Below are 17,362 nucleotides of genomic sequence, written 5' to 3'. Positions count from 1 at the left end.
ATAGTTGTTTAATCTCAGTTCCAAAAAGAATTAGGGGACTCTCCTTCAAACTGAGGTTAAACAACTATAGGGGGGACAGGTTTGGGAAACCCAAACCCTAATCCCATAGTTGTTTTTCATGCTGATTATTTCATCGGATCAAAGAAGGCATTAAGTTTCTTAACAAGTTCTGCTGAATCTGGTTTTTTCACCATTTCAACAGTGATATTCCAAAACTCATCTTCTGAATCCCACTCACTTTGCAACCATACGACATGCTTGTCTGTGAAGGCATATTGTGTAACTCCAGCAGTTTCTTCAAACTTGCCTTCAGTGTCGACTCCTTCAACTGAGGTTGGTGATCCGTCCACGTCATAGTATTTCTGAATGACTGTTGGACGTGAGAGGTATTCTAAGAACTTCTTAGACTCTTCTGGATGCTCTGATTCAGCTGATACAGACAGGGCTAGGTCTGCCGCACCGATCGTGTAATCACCACCTTTTTCATCTCCTGGGAAGGTAAACATGCCGTATTCAAATTCAGGCTCTTGCTGATTGATTGCTGTAGCAGCCCAAGTTCCTTGTGGCATCATGAGGGCTTCTCCTGCTGCAAATGAAGCAACCGCGTCAGCGTAAAGTGCTCCTGTGAAACCTTTTTGACCATTGTCAGTCAAGAGTTCTAAACGCTCCAAGACTTCCTTAGTTGTTGCATCATCTTGGATAGCACCCTTGGCACTGCGAATCAAAATATCCTCTGCACCGTCAAACCCACCTGCAACTGTTACCCAAGCTAATTGGTGGTAACCATTGAGCGACCAGGCATCATTTAGAGAAAGGGCAAATGGTGCCACACTGCCATCAGCCTTAACTTTGTCTACCAAAGCAACAAATTCTGCATAGGTAGTTGGTACTTCCAAGCCAAGTTCTTCAAATTTATCTTTGTTGTAGTAGATACCATAGGCATTGGCAGTCAATGGAAGAGTGTAGTTTGTATCATTTACAAGATAAGGTGTTACTGCCCCATCTTTCAAATGACTAAGACCTGCATCATCACCAATTTCAAGGAAACGGCCATCTGCTGCATACTCTTTGAAATCTGCATTTTGAGGGTAGATATTGATAACATCTGGTGCTTCATCATTGGCCATCCGTGTTTTCAAAACAGTTCCTGCGTCTGGCACATTTGAAAACTTAACTTCAATATCTGGATTCTCTTTCTCAAAGTCATCAATAATTTCCTGCAAGGTTGCTTGCATTTCAGGCTTTTGCGAGAAAAATTCAATTTCTACCTTGTCGCTGCTGCTAGAATTTCCGCAGGCTACAAGGAAGCTTGCAAAAGCACAAACCGACGCACATTTGAGAAATCTTCTCATTTTCATAATAAAATCCTCCTAGATTTTGTTAAAAATATATTGTATACTAAAATAATCTTCTTGAACATGTGGCATGGTTAAGCCGATGTTCATGAGCTCATCTCCATAGAAACTCGCTTCCAACTGTGGACAGTGATAGCAGGCTTCTGGGTCCAGCCCCTTCAATCTCACCTGCAACAGAGGAGCTTCTGGTTGAGCTAGTATTTTTACGAAGGTGAAAACAGCTTGACTCTTATCTGCATCAACATAGTTGGCTGCCCAGGTATTTGCCGTTTTTTTCAAACGATAGAGGTCACCGAACTGGACTGTTGAACGAATCTGCTTGAAGGTTTCAACCTGTTCAGTAAGAGTTGCTAATTCTTCCGGTGACAGTTGGGTAACATCTAACTCGTAACCAAAGGCTCCGCCCATCATAGCCACATTGCCTCGGGTTTTCAAGGATGTAATTCGACCGACTTGATGATTAGGAACTGCTGATACATGGGCACCCATTGAGGAGGTTGGATAGAGCAAGGTCGTCCCTTCTTGGATAGAGAGGCGACCAATCGCATCTGTATTGTCACTCGCCCAAGCCTGTGGCATATAATAGAGAAGACCCAAATCATTTCGACCGCCACCTCCTGAACAGGATTCAAAGAGAATATCTGGGAAGCGACTGGTCAGAGTTTCTAATACTCGGTACAGCCCCAACATATAGCGATGATGGAATTCGTAAGAATCAGCGTTAGCGAATTCTTGAGACATACTGGTGATATTACGATTCATATCCCACTTGACATAATCGATTTTGGCAGGTTTCAGTACATCGGATACAGCTTGGATAATGTAGTCACAAACTTCTGGTTTGGACAAATCCAGTACCAACTGCTCTCGACTGTAAATTGGTTCGCGTCCGTCAATATGAATAGCCCAATCTGGATGTTGGCGATAGAGGTCACTATCTATGGAAATCATCTCTGGCTCAAACCAAAGACCAAATTTCATACCCAAGGCCCGAATCGAATCTGCTAGACCGGCTAAACCATTCGGAAGCTTGTCTGTGTTAACAATCCAATCTCCTAAGGAAGACTCGTCATTGTTCCGTTTTCCAAACCAGCCATCATCAAGTACAAATAATTCAATGCCTGACTGACTGGCCAATCTAGCCATGGAAAGAATCTTCTCTTCTGTAAAATCAAAGTAGGTTCCTTCCCAGTTATTGATGAGAATTGGCCGTTCCTGATTGACAAATTGAGAACGAATTAAGTGTTTTTTGATGAAGTCATGACTATCCTGAGTCATACCTGTAAAACCTTTATCCGTAAAGGACAGGAGGACTTCAGGTGTCTGAAAACTTTCTCCGGAAGCCAAATTCCAGCTGAAGCTAGTATCATTGATTCCCATGCCCCAACGGACTGTTTCCAGGGCAGTTGTCTCCACAAAACCAGTAAAGTTCCCACTATAAACCAGTTGGGCGGTATAAACTTCGCCACTAGCTTCTGTAGCAGTTGGGGCCGCCAAGGCTAAGAAAGGAGTCCGCGAGTGACTTGAAGCTCCTCGAATACTTCCAATAGAGTAGGTACCATTTGTAATCGGCGTTTTCGTCCACTCTTTTTCATAAGCATAGCGACCTGTCAAACTATGGATGACAAAGTCCTTATGGGGCATATCCAAGGTGAAGGACAAGGCTTTTTCCAACTTAGAGGGATAGCGACCTGTTTGGATTCGAGCCGAGCGTGCAAGATAGTTACTTTCTTCGAAAGCCGCATACTGCAAGGTTACTGTTACATCTGCTAGAGAATCATAGAGGTCAATTTCTAAACTCTCCACTTCCTCTTCAGAAGCAAAGCTAGCTGGTAGACCTTCTATCGAGGGCTTACCTTGATAAATCCGGTGTTGCTTGTACTTCAAATCCAAAGCAATACCGATTTCATTTCGCACATCAATAGAGGCTGTTCGAAAGTCTCCCAGACCGTTGCTAGAATATTCCAAGGACAAGGTATCCAGTGAGTAGGTCCGATTTCCAGTAATTGGACTGGGCGAGAAGGCTCTGTCTAAATATGTTATTTTGTTTCCATTGCTAAATTGTTGAATTTTCTTACCAAAATAACGATGAACCAGATCGCCTGTTTCTAGCACCTCTATCACGTAGGAAAATTCTCTTGTTTTCAGGTGAAATAGGCCATGTTCTTCTATGTATTGAATCATACTGTCAGCTCCTATCTGTATTACATGAATTATTCTAACAAATGTAAGCGTTTTACAAAATAGAGTTTTGTTGTTAGAATATGGTATAATGTTTCCTAAGGAGAAGAGCTTATGAACATTCTAAATAGCTACAATGAACTAGACAGCCATAACTTTGACCTAAATATCGACCATTACGGTGCGGAACAATGTGATAAAAACTATTCTTTTGGGCCAACTATTCGAGATAATTATGTCCTCCATTTTATCACTGAGGGCAAGGGGAAAATTAGCATTCTCGGAGAAACGACTGAATTGGCTGCGGGCGACTTGTTTGTCCTCCCTAAAAACAAGGCTATCTTCTACCAAGCAGATGGACAAGACCCCTGGACTTATATTTGGGTTGGTTTTAGCGGGTCAAAAGCTGAGTCAATTCTTGAACATAGTCGCTTATTGGAAAAATTTTATCTGCATTCCAGCCTCCAGTCCCCCATTTTACAAAAAATGATAGACATTACCAAAACAGACAAACACCCCTTACCAATGGTGACAGAGCACATCCTGGTCGGCCATCTTCATCAATTACTCGCCTACCTTGTTGCAGAATTTCCCAATCAACAACTGAAAGAGGCCGGTACTCTTGCCAAAAGCTATGTTCACCATGCTATTAAGCTGATTCACAGCCACTACGCTCGGCCGATTAAGGTGGCAGAAATTGCAGAACAGCTCGCTCTAAGTCGAAGCTATCTCTATAAAATCTTCAAACAGGAAACTGGCTACGCCATCAAGGACTACATTCTTCAGGTAAAAATGAATCGAAGCTGCCAACTTTTAGAAGATCCCGAACGAACCATTACGGAGATTGCCAATTCTGTCGGCTACTATGACCCCCTGACCTTCAGCACAGCCTTTAAGAATTACTTTCACATGAGTCCTACTGACTATCGAAAACAACAAAAAAAGGAATAACCTAGCTCTTCCTTTTTCTATTTTTATTGCAATCTGGAAAATTGAAAAACAAATTTTCATTCATGGACTAGACTAACATTCACACCAAAAATATTTCTGTTATTATTTGTTTGGCCAGAAAATGCTTGGTCTACATTGAATTTTTCAATATTTCTTAGTTACCCAAACACGTCCACCAATCTCCGGCAAGCTTCCTTGATGACAAATTGTGGTGTTGCTGCGTTCAATCGGAAATGCTTTTCCCCTTCTTTTCCAAAGGTCAATCCATCATTCAAATGCAGTTGTGCTTCTTCCAACAATTTCTCTGCTAGCTCGTGGTGGCTGAATTCATAGGCTGAAAAATCCAGCCAAATCAGGTAGGTTCCTTGTGGCTTAAGGACATTTATGAGTGTATTTTTACTCAATTCTTCTAGGACCAACAAGATATTTTCTTCCAAAACTGGTTTTAAGGCGGCCAACCAAGGTTTTCCGTGTCGGTAGGCAACTTCCGTGGTAATCAAGCCTAGGCTAGGGATTTCATGTTGGTTATTGGCCGATTGTCTCTTGGTAAAAGCTTTACGCAACTGAGGATTTTCAATAATGGCAGAGCTGTTCTTCGTACCTGCAATGTTAAAGGTCTTAGTTGCTGATGAGAGAATCAGAGAAAATTCCTTGAAGGCTGGATTGACTGTATTGAAGGAATGGTGCTCATGTCCAAAAAGGGTTAGGTCCTGATGGATTTCATCAGAGACTAAGATGATTCCATGCTTCTGACAGATAGCACCGAGCTCTTGTAGTTCCTGATGACTCCAAACTCTGCCACCTAGGTTGTGGGAATTGCAGTAGATGTAGAGTTTGACACCCTCTTCAACAATCTTTTGCTCCAAAGCCTGAAAATCAAGAGTAAAATGGTCATTTTCTACACGAAGAGGCTGACTAATCAACCGTCTATGATTGAGTTGAATAGTACGGGCAAAAAGGGGATATACTGGTGTATTGCTCATAATTGCATCCCCCTCAGCTGTAAAAACTTGAACTGCGATGGATAGAGCCGGAACTACACCTTCTACCAAAACAAGGGCTTGCCAAAACCAGATAGAAATCATTTTTTCACTTTAGAAGAAGGTCATCACTGTAGTTGAAAATACTTTTTATCTAGTCAATGGTCTTAATAACACGGGCCGGATTGCCAGCCAGTACGACATTGTCTCCGAAAGATTTGGTCACGACAGAACCCGCTCCGACCACGACGTTGTCACCCAAGGTCACGCCAGCCAAGATAATAGCACCCCCACCAATCCAGACATTATCACCAATCTCAATCGGCGCTCCATATTCAGGTCCAGCAATGCGTTCCTCTGCCTTGAGCGGATGAAGGGCTGTGTAAAACTGAACATTTGGTCCCAACATAGCATTCTTTCCGATGGTCACAGGGCAAGTATCCAAAACAGTCCAGTTGAAATTGGCATAAAAATCTTCTCCGACGTGGATATTGCAACCATAGTCCAAGGTCAGGGGTGCTTCAATGTAAATCCGCTCTCCCGTTGTTCCCAGCCACTGCTTGGCAATTTCTGTTCGTTTGGAGCTATCCAACTCTGCAGCATTAAAGGCCTGGCGGTAAACTCTGGCCTGCTGCCGCAAGGCTACCAATTCACTATCTGCTGCATTGTACATCTGCCCCGCCAGCATCTTTTCTTTTTCTGTCTTTTCTTCTCTTTTATCGTTCAAGCTAGACTAGCCTCACTTCCCAAAAACCCTTGCAATCCGCTCACTGGCTTCTTTAATGGTATCAAAAGGTGCTGCGACATTTAATCGTGCATGCTGCTTACCGTCGCTGCCGAAGACCAGACCGTCATTTAGGAGGACTTTAGCCTCTTTTTCTAATTTTTCCATAAGATCAGCCTGACTAAGACCGTAAGCTGAAAAATCTAGCCAGATTAAATAAGTCCCCTGTGGTTTCAGGCTCTATAATTTCTGTAGTGGGTAAAACCACCATGGAAATTATGGAGCCTTTTTGAGTATATACAAAAAGTCCCATATGACCTATAATGAAAAGTGCTCAAACTATCATTTTAGAAAGACTCATATGGAACAACTAAATCTTATCACTAATTTTCTCAGAATTAAAGACAAAAATATTACTATCACTGATGAATATGATATGGGAACTCACTTAGAACTCCACGGTTACTTGGATTACATGGCTCCTAAATGTCCAGAATGCAAGGGACAAATGGCTAAGTACGACTACCAGAAAGCATCAAAAATCCCTTACCTAGAAACTGCTGGTTACCCACTCCTTATCCGCCTTAAAAAGCGTCGTTTCAAGTGTAAAGAATGTGGGAAAATGGCTGTCGCTGAAACTCCTCTTGTTAAGAAAAACCATCAAATATCTGTCGCTGTTAGTCAGAAGATCGCCCAGTTACTCATCGAAAATCAAGCAATGACACATATTGCACACAGGCTAGCTATCTCAACATCATCAGTTATGAGAAAGCTCAATGAGTTCAAGTTTGAAACGGATTGGAATACCCTACCTGAGGTGATGAGTTGGGACGAGTATGCCTTCAAGAAGGGGAAAATGAGCTTCATCGCTCAAGATTTCGACTCCCTAAATGTCATCACCATTCTCGACGGAAGAACTCAAGCAACCATCCGAAACCACTTTCTACGCTATCCTAGAAAGGTTAGAAATCGAGTCAAAGTGATTACCATGGATATGTTTAGTCCCTATTATCAACTTGCTAAACAGCTTTTTCCGAATGCAAAAATTGTACTCGACCGCTTTCATATTGTTCAACACCTTAGCCGTGCTATGAACCGTGTCCGTATTCAAATCATGAATCAATTCGACAGAAAATCGCAGGAATACCGTGCTTTGAAACGCTACTGGAAATTGATACAACAAGATAGCCGTAAAATCAATGATAAACGATTTTATCGCCCTATGTTTCGAATGCATTTGACTAACAAGGAAATCCTGGAAAAACTCTTGTCTTTCTCTGAGGAACTACGACAGCACTATGAACTCTATCAGCTTCTCTTATTCCATTTCCAAGAGAAGAACTCAGACCATTTCTTTGACCTAATTGAACAAGAAATAACCACTGTTAATCCTATTTTCCAGACGGTATTTAAGACATTTCTAAAGGATAAAGACAAGGTTTTGAATGCCCTAGAATTGCCTTATTCCAACGCCAAACTGGAAGCTACCAATAATCTCATCAAAGTCATTAAAAGAAATGCCTTTGGTTTCAGGAACTTTGAGAACTTTAAAAAACGCATTTTGATTGCTTTGAACATAAAGAAAGAGAGAACGAAGTTCGTCCTCTCTAGGTGTTAGCTTTTCATCTACCCACTACAGTTGACAAAGAGCCTGGTTTCATGACCTGAATCTTAGTATGGGTTTCCAGATAATCTACTGTAAAATCAACATTTGTTTCGATGACTTTTTTCAATTCTGCCAACCAATCGGCTCCGTAACGGAAGGCTGTTTCGGTGGTAATCAAGCCGATAGCAGGAATTTCATGCTGGTTATTGGCCAATTGACGTTTGGCAAAAATCTTCCGCAGTTCTGGATTTTCAATAATAGCAAAGCTATTTTTGGTGCCTGCAATATTGAAAGTCTTAGTCGCAGACGATAGGACAATCGAAAATTCCTTGAATCGGTCATCAACTGTATTGAAGGACTGGTGCTGATTGCCAAAGAGGGCTAAATCCTGGTGGATTTCATCTGAAACCAGAAGGACGCCATGTTTCTGGCAGAGCTGGCCAACAGCAGCCACTTCTTCCTTGGTCCACACACGGCCACCGGGGTTGTGTGGATTACAAAAAATATAAATCTTGACCTCATTTTCGAGGATGTCTTTTTCTAATTTTTCCAAGTCAATGGTAAAAATTCCGTCTGACTTGACAAGAGAATTAGTCACCAAGTGGCGGTTGTTGAGCTTGATAGTCCGCGCAAAGGGAGGATAGGCAGGTGTGTTGATGAGGACTGCATCCCCTTCCTTGGTAAAGGCCTGAACGGCAATGGTCAAAGCTGGTACAACTCCTTCGACCAAGAGAATGCTATCCCGCTCAATCTCGTAGCCATGCTGGTTTCTTTCCCAATCAATAATGGACTGATAAAGCCCCTCGCTGGCATAGGGATAGCCAAAAATGTGCTGGTCAGCATAGTGACGGATAGCTTGGCGGATTTCTGGTAAAGGCTCAAAATCCATGTCCGCAATCCACAGTGGCAAGAGGTCTGCATCCTCTTCCACCTTACGCCATTTTTCTGCATGTTGGCCCAATCGGTTGGGCCGGCTGGTAAAATCATAGCTAGTCATCTGATCCCTCCAAGGCTTGTTTCAAATCAGCAATCAAATCATCCGCATCCTCAATTCCAATAGATAGACGGAGTAAATCGTCTGTCAGACCATAGGAATGACGGGTTTCTGCTGGAATATCAGCATGGGTCTGGGTCGCTGGATAGGTAATCAAACTTTCCACCCCACCCAAACTTTCCGCAAAGGTAAAAATCTCAAGGCTGTTGAGAATGTGGGGAATTGTCGCCTCATCTGCAACCTTAACAGAAATCATGCCACCCTTACCTGTATAATAAACCTGCTTGACTGCTGGGCTATTTTCCAAATAAGCCACAATCTTCTGAGCATTCTGAGTCGCACGTTCCATACGGATCGACAGGGTTTTGAGACCACGCATGAGCAGGTAGGCATCCAGCGGCGACAGGGTTGGACCAGTCGTATTTTGGTCATAGAAGAGCTTGTCGTAAATAGCCTGGTCATTGGTCATGAGAACTCCAGCCAAGACATCATTGTGACCAGACAGATACTTGGTCGCAGAATGCAGGACCACGTCAGCACCCAGCATCAGAGGATTTTGATAAATCGGACTGTAAAAGGTATTATCGACAATGACCTTGGCACCTTTGGCATGGGCGACAGCCGAAACCTTAGCAATGTCAAACTCCACCATGAGCGGGTTGGTCGGTGTCTCAAGGAAAACGTAGTCGGTCTGGTCGTCAATGGCCGCTAGTAGATCCTCCTCGCTATTGGCATAGGTAAAGCTGAAACGCCCCAGACTCTCCTGCTCATTAAACCAGCGGAAAGAACCGCCGTAGAGATCACGCGCTGCCACAATTCGACTGCCGACTGGAAAGCCGTTGAAAAGCAAGACCAGAGCCGCCATTCCTGAGCTGGTCACCAGGGCATAGTCCGCCTTCTCAATCGCTGCCAGGGTTTTTTCCAAACTAGCACGGGTCGGATTTTTGGTCCGTGTGTAGTCGAAGCCTGTTGATTGACCAAATTCTGGATGCTGGTAAGTCGTCGAAAGGTGGATTGGGGAAATCAAGGCCCCAGTTTTTTCATCGTTGTTAATACCCGTGCGGGCTAGTATCGTATCAATCTTATAGTCTGTCATAACTATTTCTCCAATCTATGTCACTATCTAGTCTAGCATGAAATGAACGATTTGGTGTGAAAAACCTCAAAAAATGCTTATAGAAAAATAGGGAGCCTTGTTATAGTTTATATTTATAACAAAACCTACTTTTGTTTACATATAAATACTTGAAAAACTACAAGTGAGTTGATATAATAAAAGAAAGAGAGGTGAGTGAATATGAAATTCCAGTTTAACAAGTCTTTCTATCGTTATAGCGCCTTCTATTCTCTGGTTTTTTGGGCTTGTTTTTTTCTATCAGACATTTTGCTGGACTCTTCCCAAACTCCTGCATGGTATAGCCTATTGGCCTGTCTGATTATTTTTATCAATGTCATTCGAACCTTTTTCTTCAAGGAAGAAAAGGAGCTCACTCGCATGGGCTACATCTTCTATATCGGATCGATTGTGGTGATTATCTATCTGAAATTTATTTTGGATAAATAGAAAGGAGCTTACTATGTCAAATAAATTCAATAAAGTATTCTATCGGACTTGGGAATTTTATTTGTCTGTTGCCTGTATCCTACAGGTGATTTCTGCTCTTATACATGGTCCATTTGGGTTTATCCATCTAGTCAAGCTTGGACTCGGGCTTTATGCCGGCTACCTTGCCTTTTTCAAGCCTCGCAGCTGGATTAAGAAAACATGGCAGATTTATCTGACGATTGGATTGATTGCTAGTTGGACAATCATTTACTTCTTTGTATTGTGAGGATTTTCAATGTTTAAAGAATTTAATAAAGAATATTATCGGAGTTTGAACTTTTATTTGATGATATTGTTGTTACTAGGCAGCATAGGAGAATGGTTGGACAAGGGGCCAACCCTCTGGCTTGGGCTCTTGCTTTTTGCTTCTGTCGGTACAGCCCGCAGTGCCTTTTGGTCTAATGAATGGATGTTGAGGGCAAATTGGCAACTCTATCTCTGCATCGCTTTCTTGCTAGTTGGAGCTTGGTTAGAATTTTTTGCGTAAAGGCTATCCCCCTCCAGATTTTCTGAGAGGGTTTTCTTGTCCTGACTTGTAAAAACAACTAGATAGGTTTACAATAGAAACATGATTACAATTGAAGGTGTATTAGAGATTTTGAAGGCGGATAATAACTTCCGCCATATCAAACAGAATGACCAGACTGACAGCACTTGGACAGATGTGCAATTTGACGCTCTCAGCTATGACAGTCGCACGATTAGCCCGACGACACTCTTTTTTGCCAAGGGCTTGGCTTTTAAGAAGGAATTTCTGGAAAAGGCTATCGAGGCTGGACTTGCTTTTTACGTGTCCGAAATTGACTACGAAGTCGGCATTCCTGCCATCATCGTCCAGGACATCAAGCAGGCCATGAGCCTGATTGCTATGGCGTTTCATGGTCATCCCCAGAAACAGCTCAAACTCCTAGCTTTCACCGGCACCAAGGGTAAGACAACGGCGGCTTATTTTGCTTTTAACATTCTCAAACAGAGCCACAGGCCTGCCATGCTTTCGACCATGAACACCACACTGGACGGTAAAACCTTCTTTAAGTCTGCCCTGACCACGCCCGAAAGTCTGGACCTCTTTGCCATGATGGCGGAAGCGGTCCAAAACGGCATGACCCACTTGATTATGGAGGTGTCCAGCCAGGCCTATCTGGTCAAGCGGGTTTACGGGCTGACCTTTGATGTCGGCGTTTTTCTCAACATCAGCCCCGACCACATCGGCCCCATTGAGCACCCGACTTTTGAGGACTATTTCTATCACAAGCGGCTTTTGATGGACAATAGCAGAGCAGTCATTGTCAATGCTGGAATGGACCATTTTAAAGTCGTGAAAGAGCAAGTCAGCTCCAAAGACCATGACTTTTATGGGCCGACTTCTGAAAACCAGATTAGCCAGTCAGCAGGTTTTGACTTCACAGTGACCGGCAAATTAGCTGGCCACTACGACATCCAGCTGATCGGTGGTTTCAATCAAGAAAATGCCATCGCAGCCGGCCTGGCCTGTCTCCGCTTGGGTGCAAGTCTGGAAGATATTCACACAGGAATTGCCCAAACCAATGTCCCTGGCCGCATGGAAGTCCTGACCCAGCAAAATGGTGCCAAGGTCTTCGTAGATTACGCCCATAACGGCGATAGTGTGAAAAAGTTAATCGATGTTGTCTTGGAACACCAGACAGGCAAGGTGATTTTGATTCTGGGAGCTCCTGGCAACAAGGGAGAAAGCCGCCGCAAGGACTTCGGCCTCCTACTCAATGACTATCCACAGGTTGAGGTCATTCTGACAGCTGATGATCCCAACCGTGAAGATCCCGCAGCAATTGCCCAACAAATCCGTGCCCACATGACTCGTCCAAGCGACTTTATCTTGGACAGGGAGGATGCTATCCGTAGGGCTATGAGCCAGACAAACACTGCCAAAGATGCGGTCATCATTGCCGGTAAGGGAGCCGATGCCTACCAGATTGTCAATGGAGAGCATGCTCCTTACGACGGCGACTTGGAAGTTGCACGGAAATATCTATAAATAATAAGAGCCCGGGAAAGACCTAGGCTCTTATTTTCAGCAATTTTTCGATGTCCTTTTTCAACTTGCTAGGTGGAGTTGTCGGCAGATAGCGCTTAACAACCCGCCCCTGTCTGTCAATCAAAAATTTGGTAAAATTCCATTCAATGCTCCTGCCCAAAAGGCTGGATTTTTCTTTTTTCAGCCATTGATAGAGCGGATCTGCCTCAGGACCATTAACCTTGATTTTTGAGAAACGAGGGAAGGTCGTACCAAAATTTAGACTACAGGCTTGGTGAATTTCTCGGTCCGTTCCACTAGCTTGATTGGCAAACTGATTGCAGGGAAAGTCCAGAACCACAAATCCTTCATCTTGGTAGCTTTCGTACAAGTCCTGCAATTCCTTATACTGGGGTGCCAGACCACATCCCGGTGCCGTATTGACTACCAGCAAGACTTGACCAGCAAAATCAGACAGGTCTTGCTGGCTGCCGTCCATTTTCTTCACTGAAAAATCGTATAGATTCATACTTTTCTCCTCAATCAAAATAGGTCAGCAAATGTTGGATTTCTGTTTGGGTTAAGGTTCTGTATTGACCCAGAGCTAAATCTCCTAATGCGAAGCCGCCAAAACTGATCCGTCGCAGATAAGTCACCTTGACTCCATAGGCTAAAAACATTTTCTTGACCTGATGAAACTTGCCTTCACCAATCCGAATGACTGCTCTGCTCTGTTCCATAGAAGTCTCTAAAATGGTCAAGTCTGCAGGTTGACAGCGGGTGCCGTCCAAAAAGCGAATACCTTGGGCAAAAAAATCTGGGGCATCTGGTTCCAAGGGACCGTTGACCTCCACGTAATAGATCTTATCCACATGGTGCTTGGGATGAAGCATGCGAAAGCCAAGTGGGCCGTTGTTAGTAATGAGAAGCAGGCCTTCGGTATCTCTGTCCAAGCGACCGACGGGATAGAGGCCGTCCACCCTGTCCTCTGGCTGAATGCAGTCGATGACCGTCTGATGCTGGCTATCCGTCACAGCTGATACTACTCCGGCCGGCTTGTGAAGAAGATAATAGCGACTGCCTTCCAGTTCAACCCTCTGGCCTACAACTTCAATGTTCTGCAGAGCTGGGTCCACAATCTGGCTGAGAGAATGAGCAGGTTGATCGTCAATCCATATCTGCTGGGCCTTGAATAATTTCTTTACTTGCTTGCGGGAACCAATCTTGGCCACCTCCATACACTTGTCTAAACGCATAAAACTATTTTAACACAGTTTGGATAGCAGACCAACTATAAAAAACAGTTCTTTTTAGCTCTTTTTTTTTATGATATAATAGCAAAGGCACTAACGATACCGCCTTAGAAAGGATGGTAACGATTATGAGTCAAATCCTCGAAATAGTACTTGTTGCAGCCATTGAAACATGTAATAGCTGGCTGGTGGTGCGCTGGTTAGACAAGCGCTTCGACAAGTAACATACACGGTTAGTGTCTTCTAACCCAGAAAAAATCCCCTAGGCCTGGCAGGACCTAGGGGATTTCTGTTGGCACATATGCGCCAAATCCTCGATTCCCTTGTATTATCCCATAAATTTCCAATCAAGTCAAGTTGACTGTTTTTTATCGTGTTTCTTAGATTTCTTGAATTTGTGCGGTGTCGATTTTCTACAAAACATTTTTCTTGACAGGTTAATGATTATTGATCATACTAATAATTAGTGATATATTTTTTTACACCAGAAATCTGAGTCCTTCTTGGATTTCCTTTTTTCAAACAGGAGGCTACTAAACTTATGGGACTTTTACAAGATGGCAAATGGGTGGATCAATGGTATGACACCAAGTCTACCGGTGGCAATTTTATCCGCACTGTGACGCAATTTCGTAACTGGATTACAGCTGATGGAGAGGCTGGACCAACTGGAACTGGTGGTTTTAAGGCTGAAAGCGGCCGCTACCACCTCTACATTTCACTAGCCTGTCCGTGGGCCAGTCGAACTTTGATGATGCGCAAACTCAAGGGCTTGGAGGACCACATTTCCCTCTCTGTCGTCCATCCCCTCATGCTGGAAAATGGTTGGACCTTCGAGGAGGGACCTGGGGTCATTGGCGATAGTATTTTGGGTAGCAAATATCTCTATCAAGTCTACCTCAAGGCGGATCCAAACTACACTGGTCGTGTGACTGTTCCTGTCCTATGGGATAAGAAAACCAATACCATCGTCAATAATGAATCTGCGGAAATCATGCGCATGTTTAACTCAGCATTTAACGAGCTGACAGGCAACTATGATGATTATTATCCAGCAGACTTGCAGGCGGACATCGATAGTATGAACGACTTTGTCTATCCAAATATCAACAACGGAGTTTATAAGGCAGGCTTTGCCACAGACCAGGCAGTCTATGAGAGGGAAGTCCAGGCACTCTTTGCTGCGCTTGATAAGCTGGAGAAGTTATTGAGTAAACAGACTTATCTGGTCAGGGATGTATTCACGGAGGCGGATATCCGGCTCTTTACGACCTTGGTGCGATTTGACTCGGTTTACTACGGTCACTTCAAGTGTAACATCAAGGCGCTAGCCGATTTTCCAAACCTTTGGGCCTATACTAAGCGCATCTACAATCTGCCTGGAATTGCGGAGACGGTGGACTTTGACCACATCAAGCGCCACTACTATGGTAGCCACAAGACCATCAATCCGACGGGAATTGTGCCGGTGGGGCCAGAGCTTGATTGGAATTTATAAGAAAAAAGGGCATTCTGCTATGACAGAGTTGCTCTTTTTTATGCTATACACGAGGTACGAATGGATCGCCCAGGGTTGCGGCCATGACAGCCTTGATAGTGTGCATCCGGTTTTCAGCCTGTTCGAAATGGCGAGCATACTTGCTCCTGAAGACTTCATCCGTAACCTCCATTTCCTTGATGCCAAATTTTTCCGCTACATCCTTGCCATAGACCGTATGGGTATCATGGAAGGCTGGCAGACAATGGAGGAAAATCAGCTTGTCGTTATCAGCTTTTTTAATCAATTCCATATTGACCTGGTAATTTTTTAGGAGGGAAATGCGCTCTTGAAATTTATCTTCCTCACCCATAGACACCCAAACATCTGTATAGAGGACATCTGCTCCTTTCACTGCCTGGTCAGCATCTTCTGTCAAGAGAATGTTAGCTCCTGAAGCTGCTGCAAAGGATTGTGCCAAATCCAAAACCGACTGCTCTGGAAAGAGTTCCTTTGGCGAGAAAATATGGACATTAACCCCCAAGAGTGCCCCTGTAACCAGCAAGGAATTGGCGACATTATTACGGCCATCTCCACAATAAACCAGGGTCAAGCCAACCAGACTACCGAATTCTTCCTTGATGGTCAGGAAATCCGCCAACATCTGAGTTGGATGCCAGGCATCTGTCAAACCATTCCAGACAGGCACTCCAGAAAATGTAGCCAAATCTTCCACCATGTCCTGGCTAAAACCGCGAAATTCAATCCCATCAAACATACGCCCCAAGACCTTGGCGGTGTCCTCAGTGGATTCCTTCTTACCTAGCTGAATGTCATTAGCGCCTAGATATTCTGGATGAGCTCCTAAATCAACAGCAGCAACGGTAAAGGCTGCCCGGGTCCTTGTTGATGTTTTTTCAAATAGTAAGGCAATGTTCTTCCCTTCCAGATAACGATGGGGGATATTGCGTTTTTTTAAGTCCTTCAAATGGGCCGAAAAATCAATCAGCCATTCAAATTCTGCCGCAGAAAAATCCTTTTCTGCCAGAAAATTTCTTCCCTTAAATATATTTGTCATTTTTTTCAATCTCCCTTCCTAATGCTGTCCTGCCATAACCTTCTCTAAAACAGCAACCGCCTGGTCAATTTCTACTCTCGTGATAGTCAAAGGTGGCAGGAGGCGGATGACATTGCTACCAGCAGTCAGGACAATCAAGCCATTTTGCCGCGCAGCTACCACAATCTGCCCTAAATCCGCATCCGTTTCAATGCCGACCATCATGCCCAGCCCTCGAATGTCCAGAACAGCTGGCAAAGACCCTAGTTTTTCTTTTAGTTGCTCTTGAAGATAGTCAGCCTTGTCCTGAACTTGCTGGAGAAAATTTGGGGTCATGATTTCCAAGACTTGTTTGCTGCTAGACAGGGCTAGCTTGTTGCCACCGAAGGTTGTTCCATGGCTCCCGTAGGAAAAAGCTGAACCGAGACTAGATTTGCCCAACATGACTCCAACTGGCAGACCATTGGCCAAGCCCTTGGCGAGAGTGATGATATCCGGCTCGATCTCATACTGTTCAAAAGCAAAGAGACTGCCCGTCCGACCAATCCCAGTTTGGACCTCATCCACAATCAATAAAATGCCAGCTGTCTGGCATAAGGCTGCTAGTTGTCCAATAAAATCTTTGTCTGCCGGTGTCACACCACCCTCTCCCTGAACTAGTTCCAACATGATAGCGGCCGTTTGCGGACAGACTAAATCCTTGACCGATTCTAAATCATTATAATCTGCATAGGAGAACCCAGGAACTAATGGCGCAAAGCCTATTTGAATTTTTTCCTGACCGGTGGCGGACATGGCGGCATAGGTACGTCCATGGAAAGACTGTTTAAAGCAGATAATATCTGATTTGCCAGTGGCTTTTCTAGCCAATTTGATGGCGGCTTCATTGCTCTCAGCGCCAGAATTACAGAAAAAAGCCAGATAGTCTCTGTGTCCAATGAGGAGCTCTGCTACTTCTTCCTGCAGGCTGTTTTGATAGAGGTTTGGGGTATGCCAGATTTCTTCCAACTGGTTTTTGACAGCATTTTTAATAGCAGGATGAAAACCGAGATTGGTCACACCGATGCCTGATGAAAAATCCAGATAGGCATTTCCAGCCTGGTCAAACAAGTAATTACCATCTGCTTTGACAAATTCAATAGCATCCCGCTTATAATTTTGGAATAAGTTACTCATACATCACCT

Annotated in this window: 16 protein-coding genes and 2 pseudogenes; 7 read left to right on the top strand and 11 right to left on the bottom strand. The window is 43.9% G+C overall.

What is annotated here, in order from left to right; genetic code table 11:
- Positions 1–125 precede the first annotated feature (125 nt).
- Both AB1F57_RS06635 and AB1F57_RS06630 read right to left on the bottom strand, forming a co-directional pair.
- Positions 126–1,358: an extracellular solute-binding protein gene (locus AB1F57_RS06635; RefSeq protein WP_105110530.1), complete on the bottom strand. Its 1,233-nt coding sequence runs from the start codon at positions 1,356–1,358 to the stop codon at positions 126–128.
- A gap of 12 nt (positions 1,359–1,370) precedes the next feature.
- Positions 1,371–3,539: an alpha-galactosidase gene (locus AB1F57_RS06630; protein ID WP_167785330.1), complete on the bottom strand. Its 2,169-nt coding sequence runs from the start codon at positions 3,537–3,539 to the stop codon at positions 1,371–1,373.
- A 111-nt stretch (positions 3,540–3,650) separates the two neighbouring features.
- Here AB1F57_RS06630 and AB1F57_RS06625 point away from each other — a divergent pair, with 111 nt between their 5' ends.
- Complete coding sequence (locus AB1F57_RS06625; protein ID WP_167785329.1) at positions 3,651–4,487, top strand: AraC family transcriptional regulator; 837 nt, start codon at positions 3,651–3,653, stop codon at positions 4,485–4,487.
- Positions 4,488–4,645: 158 nt separating this feature from the next.
- Here the strand turns inward: AB1F57_RS06625 and AB1F57_RS06620 are convergent, their stop codons facing one another.
- From AB1F57_RS06620 to AB1F57_RS06610, 3 genes and pseudogenes are all read right to left on the bottom strand, one after another.
- A complete protein-coding gene (locus AB1F57_RS06620; RefSeq protein ID WP_167785328.1) occupies positions 4,646–5,572 on the bottom strand; it encodes an aminotransferase class I/II-fold pyridoxal phosphate-dependent enzyme in 927 nt (308 codons plus the stop codon).
- 49 nt (positions 5,573–5,621) lie between these two features.
- Complete coding sequence (locus AB1F57_RS06615; RefSeq protein ID WP_105137223.1) at positions 5,622–6,155, bottom strand: sugar O-acetyltransferase; 534 nt, start codon at positions 6,153–6,155, stop codon at positions 5,622–5,624.
- 51 nt (positions 6,156–6,206) lie between these two features.
- Positions 6,207–6,440 (bottom strand): annotated as a pseudogene (locus AB1F57_RS06610) (cysteine desulfurase); the annotation flags it as partial.
- A 112-nt stretch (positions 6,441–6,552) separates the two neighbouring features.
- Between AB1F57_RS06610 and AB1F57_RS06605 the strand changes: the two are divergent.
- The gene (locus tag AB1F57_RS06605; RefSeq protein WP_174853283.1) at positions 6,553–7,809 is read left to right on the top strand and encodes an ISL3 family transposase; all 1,257 of its coding nucleotides are present in this window, start codon (positions 6,553–6,555) and stop codon (positions 7,807–7,809) included.
- Between the two features lie 34 nt (positions 7,810–7,843).
- Here AB1F57_RS06605 and AB1F57_RS06600 read toward each other — a convergent pair.
- Together AB1F57_RS06600 and AB1F57_RS06595 are read right to left on the bottom strand one after the other, a co-directional pair.
- Positions 7,844–8,794 (bottom strand): annotated as a pseudogene (locus AB1F57_RS06600) (MalY/PatB family protein); the annotation flags it as partial.
- Positions 8,787–9,887, bottom strand: a complete 1,101-nt coding sequence (locus tag AB1F57_RS06595) for a cystathionine gamma-synthase (protein WP_105137225.1) — start codon at positions 9,885–9,887, stop codon at positions 8,787–8,789. The pseudogene AB1F57_RS06600 and the gene AB1F57_RS06595, both read right to left, overlap by 8 nt.
- Before the next feature lie 201 nt (positions 9,888–10,088).
- Here AB1F57_RS06595 and AB1F57_RS06590 point away from each other — a divergent pair, with 201 nt between their 5' ends.
- From AB1F57_RS06590 to AB1F57_RS06575, 4 genes are all read left to right on the top strand, one after another.
- Positions 10,089–10,355, top strand: coding sequence for a hypothetical protein (locus AB1F57_RS06590; RefSeq protein WP_167785326.1), 267 nt, complete (start codon positions 10,089–10,091; stop codon positions 10,353–10,355).
- A 13-nt stretch (positions 10,356–10,368) separates the two neighbouring features.
- On the top strand, positions 10,369–10,623 hold the full coding sequence (locus AB1F57_RS06585; RefSeq protein WP_105137227.1) for a hypothetical protein: 255 nt from the start codon (positions 10,369–10,371) through the stop codon (positions 10,621–10,623).
- 9 nt (positions 10,624–10,632) lie between these two features.
- The gene (locus AB1F57_RS06580) at positions 10,633–10,884 is read left to right on the top strand and encodes a hypothetical protein (RefSeq protein ID WP_167785325.1); all 252 of its coding nucleotides are present in this window, start codon (positions 10,633–10,635) and stop codon (positions 10,882–10,884) included.
- Positions 10,885–10,965: 81 nt separating this feature from the next.
- A complete protein-coding gene (locus tag AB1F57_RS06575) occupies positions 10,966–12,411 on the top strand; it encodes a UDP-N-acetylmuramoyl-L-alanyl-D-glutamate--L-lysine ligase (protein WP_105137229.1) in 1,446 nt (481 codons plus the stop codon).
- A gap of 22 nt (positions 12,412–12,433) precedes the next feature.
- Here AB1F57_RS06575 and AB1F57_RS06570 read toward each other — a convergent pair whose 3' ends face one another.
- Together AB1F57_RS06570 and AB1F57_RS06565 are read right to left on the bottom strand one after the other, a co-directional pair.
- On the bottom strand, positions 12,434–12,919 hold the full coding sequence (locus AB1F57_RS06570; protein ID WP_105137230.1) for a glutathione peroxidase: 486 nt from the start codon (positions 12,917–12,919) through the stop codon (positions 12,434–12,436).
- A 10-nt stretch (positions 12,920–12,929) separates the two neighbouring features.
- On the bottom strand, positions 12,930–13,646 hold the full coding sequence (locus AB1F57_RS06565) for a 16S rRNA pseudouridine(516) synthase (RefSeq protein ID WP_367985520.1): 717 nt from the start codon (positions 13,644–13,646) through the stop codon (positions 12,930–12,932).
- Between the two features lie 538 nt (positions 13,647–14,184).
- Here AB1F57_RS06565 and AB1F57_RS06560 point away from each other — a divergent pair.
- Entirely contained in the window at positions 14,185–15,141 is a 957-nt protein-coding gene (locus tag AB1F57_RS06560) for a glutathione S-transferase family protein (protein WP_167785323.1), read from the top strand.
- A 43-nt stretch (positions 15,142–15,184) separates the two neighbouring features.
- Here AB1F57_RS06560 and argF read toward each other — a convergent pair whose 3' ends face one another.
- Both argF and AB1F57_RS06550 read right to left on the bottom strand, forming a co-directional pair.
- Positions 15,185–16,198: an ornithine carbamoyltransferase gene (argF, locus tag AB1F57_RS06555; protein ID WP_167785322.1), complete on the bottom strand. Its 1,014-nt coding sequence runs from the start codon at positions 16,196–16,198 to the stop codon at positions 15,185–15,187.
- A gap of 18 nt (positions 16,199–16,216) precedes the next feature.
- Positions 16,217–17,353, bottom strand: a complete 1,137-nt coding sequence (locus AB1F57_RS06550) for an acetylornithine transaminase (protein WP_367986319.1) — start codon at positions 17,351–17,353, stop codon at positions 16,217–16,219.
- Positions 17,354–17,362 lie beyond the last annotated feature (9 nt).

This window comes from Streptococcus nasisuis (genome assembly GCF_040836615.1).
GTDB lineage: Bacteria > Bacillota > Bacilli > Lactobacillales > Streptococcaceae > Streptococcus > Streptococcus suis_V.
The sequence above is the reverse complement of the archived record's forward strand: the minus strand, read 5'-3'. Positions and strand labels throughout refer to the sequence as shown.